Raw genomic sequence first — 16,578 nt, forward strand, 5'->3', positions numbered from 1 at the left:
ATCTACGCCGCGCTGGGGCGTTGCAGGGAATCCAGCGCCGACAGAACCATGCCAGCCAAATCCGCATCGGGGTCGAACCGCAACGGGATGCCATGGGCAGACTGACGCAGCGCCTCTCCCTGCGCGCCGATGTCGAACCCGATCACGGGCAATCCCGTTTGCAGGACCTCGTGGGTGACATAGGAAAACGTTTCCGGCCAGACGGATGGCACAAGCCATGTCGCGACGTGGTAGCGTTCGGCCAGATGCGCAATCTCGTCGCGTTCGTAGCTGCCATGCAGCGTCACCGAGGGCCGCATCGAGAACGCCGGATCGACATTTCCGATCACGACCATGCGGTAGCCTGCCCCGTTCATTTCAATCCGCTCGGCTAGGTCGCACAGCAATTGACCGCCCTTGGCCCGGTTGATGTTGCCCAGGATGCCGATCACATGGCTGGACCCGTGGACCGGGGGCGCAACGTTGCGCAAGTCCGCCGACAGCCTGTGAGGGCGCACACGCAGCGTATCGCCGCGCAATTCAGGATACACTTGTCGGACCAAGTCGGCGCTGCTTTCCGAGAACGCCCTGACTTCGTCACATTGGGCCAGGAACCTGCCCCAGCGCCTGCGCCATTCGGCCAATGACGTGGCCTCACCCGTCTTTGAAACAGCGACATGTATCGGGTCCGTGCTGTCCGTTTCCGGCAATCCGCGGTAGCTGCCATCGGAATTCAGCAGGTTGTACGAGGGCGACAGCATGAAGAAGTCATGCACACGCGCCGCGACACGATCATCGTGCCCGTGACGTTTCAGAGACAGCATCACATCGGGCAGGCTTGCCGGATCCGGGTACCCGACACCGCAGGAATAGACGATCCGCAGGGCCGGCACGGGCGCGAGAATGCTCTGCACGACATCGAGCGCATCCGTCGTGCCGGCCACGACACCGCTGGCGCCATGCACCTCGAGTTGGAAAGGGTGCGCACCGCCAACCCGAAGGACCATCGCAGATTGGCCCTCGGCGATGAGACCCTCGATTTCGTCTTGCAGGGCGTGCTCTGCCCCGCCGCCCAGGGAATGCGCCACGAAGAGAGACAGCGGCCCGGACGCCGAGAACCCCGCCAAGGCCGCAGCCAGCGCCAAGCGCGGCGTCCTCAGGGGATCGCTGGCAATATAGCTCTGCACTTCCAGATCGTAGCCGGGATAGCGGCGCGCGATCATGGCGTTGGCCCGCAACACCAGTTCCAGCTTCGCATCCGAACCAAAGCTCTGTCCGCCCCGATGCTCCACGAACAGGTTGGGGATGGCGACGTGGCGCGCACCCATTGCGCGGACCTTCTGGCACCAATCCACTTCCTCGCCATAGCCGCGTCCGAAGGCCGGGTCGAACCGGGGGTGTCGTCCGAACCAGTGGGATGACAGAGCCATGCAAAATCCCACGCCGGTCGGCGCGGAGGGCAACCGTTGCCCATGTGTCAGCGTGCGCGCGACCGCGTCGAGCCGATCAACCATACCCGGCGGCAGATCCTGCGACCGCACGATCACCGGAACGGAAAAGATCTCGGCGTCATTCGACATCGGCGTGACGGACGCAATGCGTGAATCCGCAGCGAAGGGCGCGATCAGCCGCGACGCCCAACCGTCCGGCACCATGGCATCCGAGTTCAGGATCACCACGTGGCCCGCCCGGTGTTCGGCTTCGGCGAAGCCCTTGTTGACCGCCCCGACAAAGCCGAGATTCGTGTCGAGTTCGAACAGCGTCACCCGTTCGTCTGGCTGTTCGGACGCCCAGCTTCGCAAGAAAGGCCGAACACGCGCATCCGTCGACGCGTCGTCGATCAGGATAAGATGCCAGTCGAGATCGGTGTTCCGTGCAACCCGCGACAGGGCCTCGGGCAAAAGATCGAACGCGTTGTGAACCGGCAGGATGATCGTGATCGGTGTCGTGGGGGGCGGTGGCGCCAAGCGTTGGGGCTTGAAATCGCCCCTCGCAGAATTGGCTGCATCGCGCAGAAGGCCCGCCGGGGGCAATCCCAGATAGCGGCGATCGAGCGGGAGGCTCGGATGGACGGCCTCGAGGCCGAGCGCGCGCTTCACGGCGGTCCGACTGGCGTGGTCGCGGCGCATGATCCACCTCATCCCCGCGGGCAGCGCCCGCGCCAGATCACGCAGGAAGGCACGCCGCATCCGGCGTTTCGCCGCGGCAGACGGCGGGTCCGACGGATGCCTGACCGGGAACCGGCGCACGGCGCCAGACAGGCATTTCACCTCCAGCGTCAGAGGCCGCGCAGTTTCGGGCACCGCGATTTCGAAACCGCTTTCAAGCGGCAACCCGGTTTTGCGGGCCACGTCCGCCCTCTGGATCGAGGGGCTGACCGTGACGCTGCCATCGGGCCAGACGACCGAAAGCTCGGACGCGGCGGTCCAACCAACGATGAAGAACTGCCCATTGGCCCGGAAAACCCGTTCGACATGCCCAAGGGGCCGCCGCCCGTCGCGTAGCAGCGAAAACCCTGCAAGGCGGTCTGCGTGATGCGCAGCATAGCGGAGGTACAAGGCATAGAGCCGATAGAGCATAACGTGCAGCTATCCCAAAAGATGCAAACGCCAAACACGCCTCAGGCGGCCAGACGGAAATGCCTTAGAGCAAGGACTGCAAATAGCGTCCATAGGCGTTCTTGGCGAACAGTTCGATCCGTTCCTCAAGCTGATCTGCGCTGATCCAGCCTCGGACATAGGCGATTTCATCCGGTGAACCGGTTTGCATCCCCTGCCGCTGTTCGAGGGTGCGAACGAAATTCCCGGCGTCGATCAGGCTTGTATGGGTCCCCGTGTCGAGCCAGGCAAACCCGCGCCCCATCCGTTCCACGTGCAGGGCCGCGTCTGCCAGGTAGCTTTCCAGAAGTGTCGTGATCTCGAGTTCACCGCGGGCTGACGGTTTGACCTCCGCCGCGCGGTCGGGCGCGGACCCGTCCAGGAAATAGAGCCCGGTGACAGCGAAATTCGACGGCGGAACGGCGGGCTTTTCGATGATGGATTTCACGCTGCCGTCATCGTCGAAATCGACCACCCCGTAGCGTTCCGGGTCCGCCACGCGATAGCCAAAGACGGTGCCGCCCGTCTTGCGCTCATCCGCAGCAATCAGCAGGTTCGGCAGGCCGTGCCCGAAAAAGATGTTGTCGCCGAGAACCATCGCCGAGGGGCTGCCGGCCAGAAACTCGCGCGTCAGGAGATAAGCCTGCGCCAGGCCATCGGGGCTCTCCTGCACGACGTAGGTCAGGTTGAGGCCCCATTGGCTGCCATCGCCAAGGGTGCGCTGGAATTGCGACTGGTCTTCCGGCGTGGTGATGATCGCGATGTCGCGGATACCGGCCAGCATCAAGGTGCTGATCGGATAGTAGATCATCGGCTTGTCGTAGATCGGCAAAAGCTGTTTCGACACGCCGAGTGTGATCGGGTAGAGCCGCGTGCCGGACCCCCCGGCCAGGATGATACCTTTGCGCGTGGTCATCGATCAATTCCCTTGTTCCGTGAGAGAATCTGGAGGGTCTCGGTGAGATCGGATTTCCAATCCGGACGGTCTATCCCGAACGTGGCCTGCGTGGCGGCACAATCCAGACGCGAATTGGAAGGCCGCTTGGCCGGCGTCGGATAGGCCGAGGTCGGAATGTCCTCGACCACACAGGGCAACCCCGCCTGGGCAAAGATCTCTCGCGCGAAATCCGCCCAACTGGCATCCGGCGCGCCCGAGAAATGGTAGGTGCCCCTCTTGTCCGGATCCTGCGTCAATTGCTCGGCGATCGCGAGGCAGGCGACGGCAATCCTGCCGGCGGCAGTCGGTCCACCGATCTGGTCCGCGATGATCGTCAGCTTCTCACGCTCTGCCCCGAGTCTCAGCATGGTCTTCACGAAATTCGCGCCATGCGGGGAAAACACCCAGGAGGTGCGCAAGATCGCGTGGGTCCCGCCAGCTGACCGAACGCCCTCTTCTCCGATCAGCTTGGATCGCCCGTAGGCGCCAAGCGGCCCTGTCGGATCGTCCGGAGACCACGGTGCGTCTCCATCGCCCGCGAAGACGTAGTCGGTCGAGATATGGACGAAGGGGATGCCCAGATCGGCACAGGCCTCGGCCATCGCGGTCGGCGCGGCCCCATTGACCAATGTGGCGAGGGCCTCTTCCTCCTCCGCCTTGTCGACGGCGGTGTAGGCGGCCGCGTTGATGACGGCGGTGGGCGCATGTGCCCGGATCGCTGCCGCACAGCCTGCGGGATCGCCGAGGTCGGCGGCGTCGCGGCCCAGGAAAATGGCGCCCTGCGCCCGCGCTCGGAGTTCTGTCGCCACCTGGCCCGTTGTTCCAAAGACCAGAAGCGTCATGGGCGCCCGCCCTCCTTTTCCGGATCGGTAAGGGGCCCGAACCACGCGAACAGGAATTCCCGCACGACACCGCCCCCAGTGCCCGGCACATGAACGAACGGCCCGAGCTTTCCCGCACCCTGCGCAACCGGCATCGCCTTATCCTGCCTTGCCCAACCGCTCGCCCACCCCGTCGCGGGCCTGAAGGGCGCGCCACCAGTCCTCGTTTTCGAGATACCAGTCGACGGTCTTGGCCAGCCCCTCCTCGACAGTGACGGAGGGCGACCAGCCCAGTTCTTCGGTGATGCGGGTCGCGTCGATGGCATAGCGCAGGTCATGACCGGGGCGATCCGTGACGAACTCGATCAGACGGTCATGCGGCGCACCATCGGGGCGGCGCTCATCCAGCAGGGCGCAGATCGTGCGCACCAGGTCGATGTTTCGCCGCTCGTTGTTGCCGCCGATGTTGTAGCTCCGGCCCAGTTCGCCCTTCTCGCAGACCAGAAGAAGCGCATCGGCGTGATCCTCGACGAACAGCCAATCGCGCACGTTTTCGCCCTTGCCGTAGACCGGGATGGGCCGCCCCGCCAAGGCGTTCAGGATCACGACCGGGATCAGCTTCTCGGGAAAATGAAAAGGCCCGTAGTTGTTAGAACAATTGGTCAGGACAACCGGCAGCCCGTAGGTTTCGTGCCAAGCGCGCACCAGATGGTCCGACGCCGCCTTGGAGGCCGAATAGGGGCTGTTCGGGGCATAAGGTGTCTCTTCGGTGAAAAGGCCCGTTTCGCCCAGCGTGCCATAGACCTCGTCGGTCGAGATATGGTGGAAGCGGAAGCCAGCGGGGCGGCCTTTGCCCACCCAGTAGCTGCGCGCCGCCTCAAGCAGCGTGTAGGTGCCCGTCACGTTGGTGTCGATGAAAGTGCCCGGGCCGTCGATCGACCGATCCACGTGGCTTTCGGCCGCAAGATGCATGATGGCATCGGGCTCGTGGGCGGCAAGGATCCGGTCCATGGCGGCGCGGTCCCGGATATCCGCCTTCTCGAAGGTATAGAGCGGCGACTCCGCGACGCTGGCCACGTTGTCGAGGCAGGCCGCGTAGGTCAGCGCATCCACATTGACCACGTGATGTCCGCGAGAAATCGCAAGGCGAACCACCGCAGAGCCGATGAACCCGGCCCCGCCGGTCACGAGGAGTTTCATCAGCGGCGCTCCTCGTAAATGAACGGGCTTTCAAAGCCGGCAAAGGCCCCGGCTGCCGCATCCTTGTCCGACAGGATCGGATCAACCCCCTCCATCTGCCAATCGATCCCGATATCGGGGTCGTCAAAACGCAGCGCGCCCTCGGTTTGCGGGGCATAGAAATCCGAGCACTTGTAGATGATCTCGGTATCCGGCACGCGGGTGACAAAGCCATGCGCGAACCCGGCCGGGATCAGCAGTTGCTTGCCATTCTCGAAACTCAATTCGACCCCAAACCAGCGCCCATAGCTCGGAGAGCCGCGCCGGAGATCCACGGCCACGTCGAACAGCGCACCGCGCCCGCAGCGCACCAGCTTGGCCTGCGCGTGCGGCGGTGCCTGGAAATGAAGGCCACGCACCGTGCCGAACTGCGCCGAGAGCGAATGATTGTCCTGCACGAAGTCGACCGTGATGCCGTGTTCGGCCAGCCGGTCGCGATTGTACGTCTCGCAAAAGAAGCCCCGCGCATCACCGAAGCGCGGCGGGATCAGAACAAGCAGATCGGGAATGCCGGTTTCTTCTACGTGCATGTGTTTCGCCATCGACACCAGAACCATGTCGATCAAGGCCATCGACATAGGGACGGACCATGCCAGCCGCAACCTATGACCACAAGTGGCCAGCCCCTACCAAGAACGCCCTTGGCCGGTTTGTAACGCCCTGGGACAGGTTCAATGCCGAAGGCCCATCCGAAGCGCGTCATAGATCCCGGCATGGATGTTGCGTGAGGCCACAGCATCACCGATCCTGTAGAGGATGAACTGCCCATCCTGCTCCGCCGCAAACGGGTCATCGTCACCCGCGATCAAGGCCCCGTAATCCACCGCACCCGCGTTTTTCGAAAGCGGTTTGAGCGCATGGTAAAGCTCGTCATTGGCCAGGGTGCCGTGCTCGACCACCACCTGGTCGACCACCCGGTCCTCGGCCCACCCCGGCGCATAGTCCGAGCCCAACGTCACGCGCAGCCGGTTGCCCTCTTTCACGACCGAGGACACCCGCGTGTTGATCGTTACGCGCGTGCCTGTCTCGTGGAAGGCCTGCATGTAAGGCACGTGGTTCATGCCCCCCATCTCGGGCGCGAAGAACCGCTCGGGGCTGACCAGTTCGAGGCGCGACCCTGCGCGCGCGATCACCTCGGCGGCACTCATGCCCTGGTGCCCGCCATTGTCGTCATAAACCAGAACCTCGGCGGCGGGCTTCACCTCGCCCGACAGGATGTCCCAACTCGACACCGTCAGGTCATCCCCCGCCATCTCGGGGGCTTGCGGCAGGCCGCCCGTCGCGACGACCACGATGTCGGGTGACAGGGCGGTGACATCCTCCACCTCGGCGAAGGTGTTGTAGCGGATCTCGACGCCGAGACGCTCCAACTCGGACAAGCGCCAATCCGTGATCCCGACAAGGTCGCGCCGCCGCGGGTTGGCGACCAACAGGTTGATCTGACCGCCCGCCCGGTCCGAGGCCTCAAGGACCGTCACGGCATGTCCGCGTTCCGCCGCGACCCGCGCGGCCTCCAGCCCGGCGGGACCGGCCCCGACCACCACCACCTTCCGCTCCACGGAAACCAATGGAATATCGTGCGGGATGCGCGCCTCGCGTCCGGTCGCGGCGTTGTGGATGCACAGCGCCTGCCCGCCCTCGTAAATCCGATCGAGGCAGTAGGTGGCCCCGACGCAAGGCCGAATACGGTCTTCCTCGCCCCGCGCGATCTTTTCGACGATATGGGGATCGGCGATATGGGCACGCGTCATGCCCACCATGTCCAGCTTGCCACTGGCCACCGCATGCCGGGCCGTGGCCACATCGGCGATCTTGGCGGCGTGGAAGATGGGGAACTTCACAGCCTCCCGCACCTCGCCTGCGAAATCGAGATGCGGGGAGGACGCCATGCCCTGGATCGGGATGACATTGGTCAGGGCGGCATCCGAGGCCACACGCCCCCGGATCAGGTTGAGGAAATCGACCTTGCCTGACTGCGCGAACCGACGGGCGATCTCGACGCCCTCTTCCCGGCTGAGACCGTGCTCGAACTGCTCATCGGCCACCAGGCGCAGGCCCATGATGAAGTCGGGGCCGACAGCGTCGCGGATCGCGTCGATCACGCGCCATGCGAACAACATCCGGTTGTCGAGGCTGCCGCCATACTCATCCTCGCGCCGGTTCTGGTAGGGCGACCAGAACGCATCGAGAAGATGCCCGTAAGCCTCGATCTCGATCCCGTCGAGGCCCGCGGCCTGCATCCGCTGTGCCGCGGCGGCGTAATCGGCCACGATACGGTCGATGTCCCACTGTTCCATTTCTTTCGGAAATGCGCGATGCGCAGGTTCCCGCACCGATGAGGGGGCCACGACGGGCAGCCAATCGCCCTTGTTCCAGTTCGTCCGCCACCCGAGATGGGTCAACTGGATCATCACCGCGCAGCCATGGTCATGGCAGCTATCCGTCAGGTCGCGCAGGGGCTGCACGATCTCGTCGCGGTAGGCATGGAGGTTGCCGAAAGCCTCGGGGCTGTCGGCCGACACGACGGCTGACCCCGCCGTCATGGTCAGCGCGATGCCCCCCTTGGCCTTCTCGACATGGTACAGCCGATACTGTTCCAACGGCAGCCCGCCGTCCGAGTAGTTCGGCTCATGCGCGGTGGACATGAGCCGGTTTTTCAACGTCAGGTGCTTGAGTTGAAAGGGCTGCAATAGGGGATCGTCGTGCATGTCAGGCCTCCGCTGGTCGGCGAAACCCTAGCCTGCCCCCTCGGGATCGAGAAAGCCCGGAACCGACATGCGCAGGTCGGAAACGCCAGCTTTTCCGACCCGGAAAACTCGAGTTTTCCGCTGCCCCTAGCCGGTGATCCAGTCGAAGAACCCTTCGCCCGCCTCGGCGCGCAAATCGGCGGCCATCTCGGCGCCCAGCTTGGCGCCATCCTCGATCGGCGCGGTGCGGTCGGCGGTCAGAACCTCGGAGCCGTCGGGGCGCAGGATCTCGCCGCGCAGACGCAGCATGGTGCCGTCCAGTTCGGCCAGCCCCGCGATCGGCGTCTCGCAGGACCCGTCGAGACCGGCAAGAAACGCGCGTTCAGCCGCCAGGCGCTGGCCCGTCTGCACATCGTGAATCGCCGCCAGCATCTCGGCCGCGCGGCTGTCATCGCTACGCCGTTCGATCCCGATGGCGCCCTGCGCGACGGCGGGCAGCACATCTTCGACTTCAATGGCGGATTTCACGACTTCGGTCATGCCCAACCGGCGCAGACCCGCCATGGCCAGGAAGGTCGCATCCGCCACCCCGTCGCCCAGCTTTTTCATCCGCGTCTGCACGTTGCCCCGGAATTCGACCACTTGCAGGTCCGGCCGGCGCGCCTTGAGCTGCGCCCGGCGGCGCAGCGACGAGGACCCGACACGCGCGCCCTCGGGCAGCGAGGCCAGCGAGTCGTGGTTCAGCGACACGAAGGCGTCGCGCACATCCTCGCGCGGCAGGTAGGTGTCGAGGACCAGCCCGGGCGGCTGTTCCACCGGCATGTCCTTCATCGAATGGACCGCGATGTCGATCTTGCCGGTCAGCATGTCCTCTTCGATTTCCTTGGTGAAGAGGCCCTTGCCGCCCAGTTCCTTCAACGGCTTGTCGGCGTCGATCAGGCTGCGGTCGTCGCCGGTCGTCTTGATGACCACGATCTCGAATGCCTCTTCCGGCAGGTCGAAGGCAGCCATCAGGCGCGAGCGTGTCTCGTAGGCCTGCGCCAAGGCAAGCAGCGAGCCGCGGGTTCCGATTTTCAGGGGCGAAGCGGGGGTGGGCAGGTCGGTCGTCATGTCACTTCTCTACTAGTGTCAGCGCGGGTTGTATATGTGTCAACTTTGCTTGACAATCGGGTTCGGCTTGACAGTTTTGGCGCGGGGCGAAACGGTGCCCCCTAACGACCCGAGGATTACCCGATGACAGACAAGAAGAAACTCCTGCGCAGCCTCGCGGGCGAGGCGATGGATGTGCCGCCAGTATGGCTGATGCGCCAGGCGGGGCGATACCTGCCCGAATATCGCGAAACGCGCGCGCAGGCGGGGGACTTCTTGTCGCTGTGCTACAATTCGGAGCTCGCGGCCGAGGTCACGCTGCAACCGATCCGCCGCTACGGGTTCGACGCGGCGATTCTGTTCGCCGACATCCTGCTGATCCCCGACGCGCTGGGGGCCGATCTGTGGTTCGTCACCGGCGAGGGGCCGCGGCTGTCCACCATCACCGGGCCCGAGGGGCTGAAGCCGCTCAAGGGCAAGGACGACATCCACGACCACCTTGCCCCCGTCTACGAGACAGTGCGCATCCTGTCGCGGGAATTGCCCAAGGAAACCACGCTGATCGGCTTTGCCGGCGCGCCCTGGACGGTGGCAACCTACATGATCGCCGGGCGTGGCACGCCCGATCAGGGGCCGGCCCATGCGCTGCGCGAAAGTGACCCCGAGACCTTCGGCGCGCTGATCGACCTGCTGACCGATGCGACCATCGAATATCTCGACATGCAGGTCAAAGCCGGGGCCGAAGTGGTCAAGATCTTCGACAGCTGGGCCGGGTCGCTGAAGGGCGAGGCGTTCGACAAGTTCGCGCTCGAACCCGCCAAACGCATCACCGCCGAGATGAAACGCCGCAACCCTGGCCTGCCGGTCATCGCCTTCCCGCGCGAGGCGGGCGAGAAATACATCGGCTTCGCCAAGGCCGTCGGTGCCGATTGCGTCGCCATCGATACCAAGGTCGCACCCGAATGGGCCGCCGAACATCTGCAACCCGACAGTTGCGTGCAAGGCAACCTCGACCCCAAGCTCATGGTCGAAGGCGGCCAGCGCCTGGTGGACGAGGCGCGACATATCGTCGACGCGCTGAAGGGCGGGCCGCATATCTTCAATCTGGGTCACGGCATCACGCCGGATGCCGACCCGGAAAACGTGCATGTCCTGCTCGACGCCATTCGCGGCTAGGGTGACGTGACCGGGCGGCCAGACTTCGCGGTCGTGGGGCGGGGCCTGATGGGCACCGCCTGCGCCCGGCACCTGGTCGAGGCCGGGCATACCGTCGCACTGATCGGCCCCGACGAACCGGAGGGTCCGTCCCGGTTCGACGGCCCCTTCGCCAGCCATCACGATGCAGGCCGCATCACGCGCGGACTTGCCGAAAAGGCGGATTGGTCGCGCCTCGCCCTTCGGTCAATCGACCGTTACGCGATGCTGGAAGAGGCACTGGGCGAGTCCTTCTACACCCCCTGCGGCGTCATGATGGCCGGTCCGCTGGACGGACCGGGGGCCGAGTTCACACACGGTTTCCTCGGGGCGGCCAAGCGCCTCGCCCTGCCGCACGAGCGGATCGAAGGCGACGCGCTGAACGACCGTTTCCCCTATTTCCGCTTTCCCGCCGATACTGTCGCCGCATGGGAGGCGATGGGCGGCTGGATCGACCCGCGCGCCCTGCGCCGCGCGGAAGAGGTCTGCGCCACCCGCGCGGGCGCAACCGTGATCCGCGACACCGCCGTCGGGCTGGCCGGTGCTGCACTCACCCTTGGCAGTGGCGACATCGTCACCGCAGGCCATGTCGTCATGGCAACGGGCGGCTACGCCCGCACCTCGGGCCTTCTGCCCGGTTGCCCGGCGATGGGCGTCTATGCCCGCACCGTGGTGCTGGCCGAGGTCGACTCGGCAGAGGCCGCGCGGCTGAGCGGTATGCCCTCGCTTATCGCCATGCCCGAAGGCGGGAGGATGGACGAGGACCTCTACCTCCTGCCCCCGATCCGCTACCCGGATGGCAAGACCTACATCAAGATCGGCGGCGAACCGTTCTCGGCCAGCCTCGAGACGGATGCCGAGATGACCGCGTGGTTCCAGTCCGACGGCAGCGCCGAGGCGGGTGAGATGCTGACCCGCCACCTGCGCGCGCTGATGCCCGAGTTGCGCGCCACCAGCCTGCACCGGGCCACCTGCGTCGTCAGCTTCACCGAAACCGGCTATCCCTATATCGAGCGGCTGACCGACCGGCTGACCATCCTGACGGGCGGCAATGGCGCCGCCGCCAAATCCTGCGACGAGATCGGGCGCCTCGGCGCGATCACGGCCACCGGCGGAGACCTGTCCGGCGAAGGCTACGAGACCGATTTCAAGGCGGTGTTCGTCTGAAGGATCACGTCCACTTGGCGATGGGCGGCAGGCTCATCAGCACGGCGTTCGCGTCATGCCCCGTCTCCAGCCCGAATTTCGTGCCCCGGTCGTAGACGAGGTTGTATTCGGCATAAAGCCCGCGATGCACCAACTGCTTCTCGCGGTCTTCTTTGGTGAAGGGCATGTGCTTGCGCCGTTCGACACATCCCAGGAACGCAGGCAGGAACGCGCGGCCGACATCCTGCGTGAAGGCGAAATCGGCCTCCCAGTCGCCGGTATTCAGATCGTCGTAGAAGATGCCCCCGACGCCCCGCGCACGATGGCGGTGCGGGACGTAGAAATATTCGTCGGCCCAAGCCTTGAACCGCGGATAAAGCTCCGCACCATGCGGGTCGCAATGTTCCTTCAACACGGTGTGGAAATGCTCGGTATCCTCGGGATACTCGATCGCCGGGTTCAGGTCCGATCCGCCGCCGAACCACCACGCCACCGGCGTCCAGAACATGCGCGTGTTCATGTGAACGGCCGGCACATGCGGGTTCTGCATATGCGCCACAAGGCTTATCCCCGAGGCCCAGAAGGTCGGATCGTCCTTCAGCCCCGACAGGTCCTTGCGCGCGGCCATCGCGGCCACGGCCCGGTCGCCCAGCTGGCCATGCACGGTCGACACGTTCACGCCGACTTTCTCGAATACTCGTCCGCCGCGCATGACGCTCATCAAACCGCCGCCCGCGTCCGATCCGTCTTCGGACTGACGCTTGGTCTGGGTCACTTCGAACCGTCCGGCAGGCTGATCGCCCCCTTGCGCATCCTCCAACGCCTCGAAGGCGGCCACGATCTCGTCGCGCAGCGCGCGGAACCACTCCGATGCGCGGGTCTTGCGGTCGTCGAACGTGTCTTTCATCTGGTGCCCTCCCCGGATGGTCTGAAATCCGTCCGGCCTGCTTAGCACTCAGGCCAAGCCCCTGTCATCCGGCAAACCGCATTCCCGGAACACGCAGGCTTCGCGGCCTATTTCATCATGGATTTCCGGGCGATCTTGGCGTAGGATCAACGAAACGCCGCATCAGACGGCACCCCGAGGCAGAATGAGCAGGCTTCGTGAAAACTGTTAGATTAGCGACCGCCCTCATGGGGCTGATCCTTTGTGTCGTGCTGGGGCTGACCGCGCCCGCACGCGCCGCGCCTTATGCCGCCATGGTGATGGATGCCCGCACCGGCGAGGTGCTGCATTCCCGCAATGCCGACACGCGCCTGCACCCCGCCTCTCTGACCAAGATGATGACGCTCTACATCGCGTTCGAAGCGGTGCGCCTGGGCGAGATCGGCCTTGATACCGAGGTGTTGATTTCGGCCAATGCCGATGCCGAACCGCCCTCGCATCTTGGCCTGCGCGCAGGCACGACGATCCGGTTTCGCTACCTGATCCGCGCGGCAGCCATCCGTTCCGCCAACGATGCCGCGACCGCCATCGCGGAAGCGTTGGAAGGGTCCGAGGCCGCCTTCGCACGCCGCATGAACCGCACCGCCCGGGCCCTGGGCATGACGCGCACCACGTTTCGAAACGCCCACGGCCTGACCAGCGACGGCCACCTGTCGACCGCGCGGGACATGACGATTCTGGGGCGGCGGCTGGTTTACGACTATCCGCAGTATTACAATATCTTCTCCCGCCGCGAGGATGACGCCGGGATCGCCACCGTGCGCAACACCAACCGCGCTGTGCTCAACGCCTATGCCGGCGCGGACGGGATCAAGACCGGCTACACGCGCGCGGCGGGCTTCAACCTCGTGGCATCGGCGCAGCGCGGGCAGGAACGGATCATCGCGACGGTGTTCGGCGGTCGCTCGGCCGCATGGCGCAACCAGCGGATCATGGAGCTTCTCGACATGGGGTTCGAGCGGGCGCCCAGCCGTGCCACGGTGCGCGTGCCCCCCCTCCCCAGCTATCCCGATGCGCCAAGCAGCGGCGGCGTTCGCGCCTCGGGCGCCGTCGCGCGCAGCCTGCGGCCAATTCCCCGGCCTGCCCCTGTCGCCCCGGCCCCCGAACCCTCGCCGGAATTGCTCGCGGCGATTGGAGAGGCCGTGGGAGAAGCATTGACCGAGATCGAAACGGCGGCGGGAACCGCCCCGCCCGGCGTGCCCCCGACCCCGCGCCCCGAGCCGCAGGCGACCGCCATCGTGCCGCCCCGCCCCGAACCGATCGCGCCCGAGGTCGTCACGCGCGCCTCCTCGACCGGCAGCCGCCTTTATGGCGTGTCGCTGGGGCGTCAGCCGTCTCATCACGCAGCCGAGCGCCTCCTGCTGCGCACCGCCTTGGCCGAGCTTGGCACCTTCGACGACGCCTTGCGCCGCGTGGTGCAACGCTCAGGCGGCTACGAGGCCCGGTTTGCCGGCATGACCGAGGATCAGGCCGCGCGCGCCTGCGCCCGGTTGTCGGCCCGACACCTGGCCTGCGAGACATTCGGGCCGTAACCGGCCCCAAACGGGCGGATGCAGGGATGTCGATGCGGGGCGCGCTCAGTCCTTCGGGTGGTCGTCGTAATCGTCCGACAGGATCCGGTTCGCGTCGCCCTCGGGGTCGTCGAACTGGCCGCGCTTCAGCATCCAGAAGAAGAAGCCGAGCCCCAGCAGCCCGAGAAACAGGCTGACCGGGATCAGAAGGCCGAGAATATCCATTCCGCGTTACCTCAACCGCAGCGCGTTGAGCGAGACCGTGATCGAGGAGGACGACATCGCCAACGCCGCGATCAACGGGGTGGCAAGCCCGGCCACGGCCAGCGGAACCGCCAGCACGTTGTAGACCGTCGCGATGGTGAAATTCTCGCGAATCCGCTTGGAGGCCGAGACGGAGGTCGTCACCGCGTCCCCGATGGGCGCAAGGCTGCGCCCCATCAGCACCATGTCCGAGGCCGTGCGCGCGGCATCCAGCGCCGAGGCGGGCGAGATCGAGACATGGGCTGCGGCCAAGGCCGCCGTGTCGTTCAGCCCGTCGCCCACCATAAGCACCTTGGCGCCGTCCGCGGCGAGGTCGGCCACCATCGCGGCTTTCTCTTCGGGCAGGGCCTCGGCGATCACCTCGTCGATGCCGATCCGCTGGGCAAAGCGTTCCACCGCGCCGCGCGTATCGCCCGAAATCAGGATCACGCGCTTGGCTCCGGCCTTCAGCGCGGCAACCGTTTCCTCGGCCCCCTCGCGCAGGGTGTCGGTAAAGGGCAGCGTCACGGGCGCATCGTCCCCGATTTTCAGGAAGGTCGCCGTAACATCGGGCGCCTCGGCCCCCAGCCACGCGGCGCGCCCAAGGCGCACGGTCTGCCCCTTCCAGATGGCCTCGACCCCGTAACCCGGCTTCTCGGTCACATCGGTCAGGTTCGCGGGGCGCAGGCCGCGCTGGCGCAGCGCGGTCGAAAGGGCCTCGGCCAGCGGGTGCGACGACGCCTCGGCCAGACCAAGCGCCACGCGCATGTCCGCCTCGCGCAGATCGTCGAGGCCCACAGGCTCCGGCGCGCCGGTTGTCAGCGTGCCGGTCTTGTCGAAGACGACCGTATCGGCCTCGGCCAGCCGCTCAAGCGCGGTGCCGTTTTTGATCAGCAGCCCCTTGCGGAAAAGCCGGCCCGAGGCCGCCGTCGTCACCGCCGGCACCGCAAGACCAAGGGCACAGGGGCACGTAATGATGAGAACCGCCGCCGCGATGTTCAGCGAGACCCGCAAATCCTGCGTACCGATGAACCAGCCCAAGGCGGCCACCGCCGACAGGATATGCACCCCCGGCGCGTAAAGCTTCGCAGCCTGATCGGCGAGCGAGTTGTAATTCGACCGCCCCGACTCGGCCACGGCGACAAGGTCCGCGATCCGGTGCAGCGACGTGTCCCGACCCGCCGCGCGCACCTCGACCATCAGGGGGCCGGTCAGGTTGACCTCGCCCGCGCTGACCTCGCAACCCGGTCCGGCATAGACCGGCAGGCTTTCCCCGGTCATCAACGAGCGGTCGAGCTCCGATTGGCCCTCGGTCACGATGCCGTCGACAGGAATGCGGCCGCCCGGCTTCACCCGGACGATATCGCCCACCGCAAGGTCGGAGGCGGCAACGGTTTCCTCGGACCCGTCGGCCAGAACCCGCAACGCGCGCGGCACTTCCAGCGCGGCCAGTTCCTGCGCCGCCGACCGGGCCGAAGCCCGCGTGCGGTGATCGAGGTAGCGCCCCGCCAAAAGGAAGGTGCACAGCGCGATCGCCGCGTCGAAATAGGCGTGTTCGCCCGATTGCGTCGTCTCGTACAGCGATGTGCCCACCGCCAGCAGGATCGCCAGCGTGATCGGCACGTCCATGTTCAGCCGCCCGCCCCGCAGCGCGGACCAGGCCGACACGTAGAACGGACGCCCGGAGAAGATCACGGCGGGAATCGCGATCCCGGCGGAAATCCAGTGCATCATGTCGCGCGTGACGCCTTCGGCCCCGGCCCAGACGGCCACGGACAGAAGCATCACGTTCATCATCGCGAAGAACGCGACGGCCAGGCGCATCAGCAGGTCGCGCCCGGCCCGGTCGGCGGCGGTCGTGGCCAGCACGCCGGGGTCGAGCTCATGCGCCTCGTAGCCAGCCGCCTCCAGCACCTGCGTCAGGTCATCCGCCGTCACGCCGGCCTCCGCCTCCACCGCCGCGCGGCGCAGGGTCAGGTTCACGCGAGCGTCCTTGACCCCCGGTGTCGCGCGCAGCGCCTTTTCCACCCCCGAGATACAGCCCGCGCAATGGATGCCGGGCAGCGACAGCATCAGCGTCGCATCCTCGGGCAGATCGGCCAGATGCTCGGCGGCGGGCGCGACGTTGCAGGCCGGGCAAGCGCCCGGCCGACCCCGTTCCTCGGCATGATCGAAGGTGGCGGTCATCG

General features: G+C 66.0%; 13 protein-coding genes. 3 read left to right on the plus strand and 10 right to left on the minus strand.

All coding sequences use genetic code 11. The annotated features are described in order from the left end of the window. Positions 1–2: 2 nt before the first annotated feature. The 7 genes from ABD923_RS14180 to hemC form a co-directional block, all read right to left on the minus strand. The gene (locus ABD923_RS14180; protein ID WP_345229516.1) at positions 3–2,558 is read right to left on the minus strand and encodes a glycosyltransferase; all 2,556 of its coding nucleotides are present in this window, start codon (positions 2,556–2,558) and stop codon (positions 3–5) included. A 64-nt stretch (positions 2,559–2,622) separates the two neighbouring features. Continuing rightward, entirely contained in the window at positions 2,623–3,492 is an 870-nt protein-coding gene (rfbA, locus tag ABD923_RS14185; RefSeq protein WP_259549569.1) for a glucose-1-phosphate thymidylyltransferase RfbA, read from the minus strand. After that, positions 3,489–4,355 carry a dTDP-4-dehydrorhamnose reductase gene (rfbD, locus tag ABD923_RS14190; RefSeq protein WP_259549568.1) on the minus strand — a complete coding sequence of 289 codons (867 nt, stop codon included), beginning with the start codon at positions 4,353–4,355 and terminating at the stop codon, positions 3,489–3,491. Before rfbD ends, rfbA begins: the two co-directional genes overlap by 4 nt. Positions 4,356–4,493: 138 nt before the next feature. Beyond that, a complete protein-coding gene (gene rfbB / locus ABD923_RS14195; RefSeq protein ID WP_259549566.1) occupies positions 4,494–5,534 on the minus strand; it encodes a dTDP-glucose 4,6-dehydratase in 1,041 nt (346 codons plus the stop codon). Beyond that, positions 5,534–6,103, minus strand: coding sequence for a dTDP-4-dehydrorhamnose 3,5-epimerase (rfbC, locus tag ABD923_RS14200; protein ID WP_259549845.1), 570 nt, complete (start codon positions 6,101–6,103; stop codon positions 5,534–5,536). The genes rfbB and rfbC overlap by 1 nt, the downstream gene beginning before the upstream one ends. Before the next feature lie 141 nt (positions 6,104–6,244). Next, the gene (locus ABD923_RS14205) at positions 6,245–8,281 is read right to left on the minus strand and encodes an NADH:flavin oxidoreductase (protein WP_259549564.1); all 2,037 of its coding nucleotides are present in this window, start codon (positions 8,279–8,281) and stop codon (positions 6,245–6,247) included. 126 nt (positions 8,282–8,407) lie between these two features. Continuing rightward, positions 8,408–9,370 carry a hydroxymethylbilane synthase gene (gene hemC, locus ABD923_RS14210; protein ID WP_259549562.1) on the minus strand — a complete coding sequence of 321 codons (963 nt, stop codon included), beginning with the start codon at positions 9,368–9,370 and terminating at the stop codon, positions 8,408–8,410. Positions 9,371–9,493: 123 nt separating this feature from the next. Between hemC and hemE the strand changes: the two genes are divergently transcribed. Continuing rightward, entirely contained in the window at positions 9,494–10,525 is a 1,032-nt protein-coding gene (gene hemE, locus ABD923_RS14215) for a uroporphyrinogen decarboxylase (RefSeq protein ID WP_259549555.1), read from the plus strand. 6 nt (positions 10,526–10,531) lie between these two features. After that, positions 10,532–11,710 carry an NAD(P)/FAD-dependent oxidoreductase gene (locus ABD923_RS14220; RefSeq protein ID WP_259549553.1) on the plus strand — a complete coding sequence of 393 codons (1,179 nt, stop codon included), beginning with the start codon at positions 10,532–10,534 and terminating at the stop codon, positions 11,708–11,710. Between the two features lie 4 nt (positions 11,711–11,714). On the opposite strand, the gene hemF is transcribed toward ABD923_RS14220, so the two are convergent. After that, positions 11,715–12,596, minus strand: coding sequence for an oxygen-dependent coproporphyrinogen oxidase (gene hemF / locus ABD923_RS14225; RefSeq protein ID WP_259549551.1), 882 nt, complete (start codon positions 12,594–12,596; stop codon positions 11,715–11,717). Positions 12,597–12,793: 197 nt separating this feature from the next. On the opposite strand from hemF, the gene ABD923_RS14230 reads away from it, so the two are divergent. Further along, the gene (locus ABD923_RS14230; protein WP_425584032.1) at positions 12,794–14,167 is read left to right on the plus strand and encodes a D-alanyl-D-alanine carboxypeptidase family protein; all 1,374 of its coding nucleotides are present in this window, start codon (positions 12,794–12,796) and stop codon (positions 14,165–14,167) included. A gap of 45 nt (positions 14,168–14,212) precedes the next feature. On the opposite strand, the gene ccoS is transcribed toward ABD923_RS14230, so the two are convergent. Both ccoS and ABD923_RS14240 read right to left on the minus strand, forming a co-directional pair. Further along, entirely contained in the window at positions 14,213–14,371 is a 159-nt protein-coding gene (ccoS, locus tag ABD923_RS14235) for a cbb3-type cytochrome oxidase assembly protein CcoS (RefSeq protein WP_222191531.1), read from the minus strand. A gap of 6 nt (positions 14,372–14,377) precedes the next feature. Next, complete coding sequence (locus tag ABD923_RS14240) at positions 14,378–16,576, minus strand: heavy metal translocating P-type ATPase (protein WP_259549537.1); 2,199 nt, start codon at positions 16,574–16,576, stop codon at positions 14,378–14,380. Between the last annotated feature and the right edge of the window lie 2 nt (positions 16,577–16,578).

The sequence above is a fragment of the [Roseibacterium] beibuensis genome (genome assembly GCF_039542305.1).
GTDB classification, from domain to species: Bacteria; Pseudomonadota; Alphaproteobacteria; order Rhodobacterales; family Rhodobacteraceae; genus Roseibacterium; species Roseibacterium beibuensis.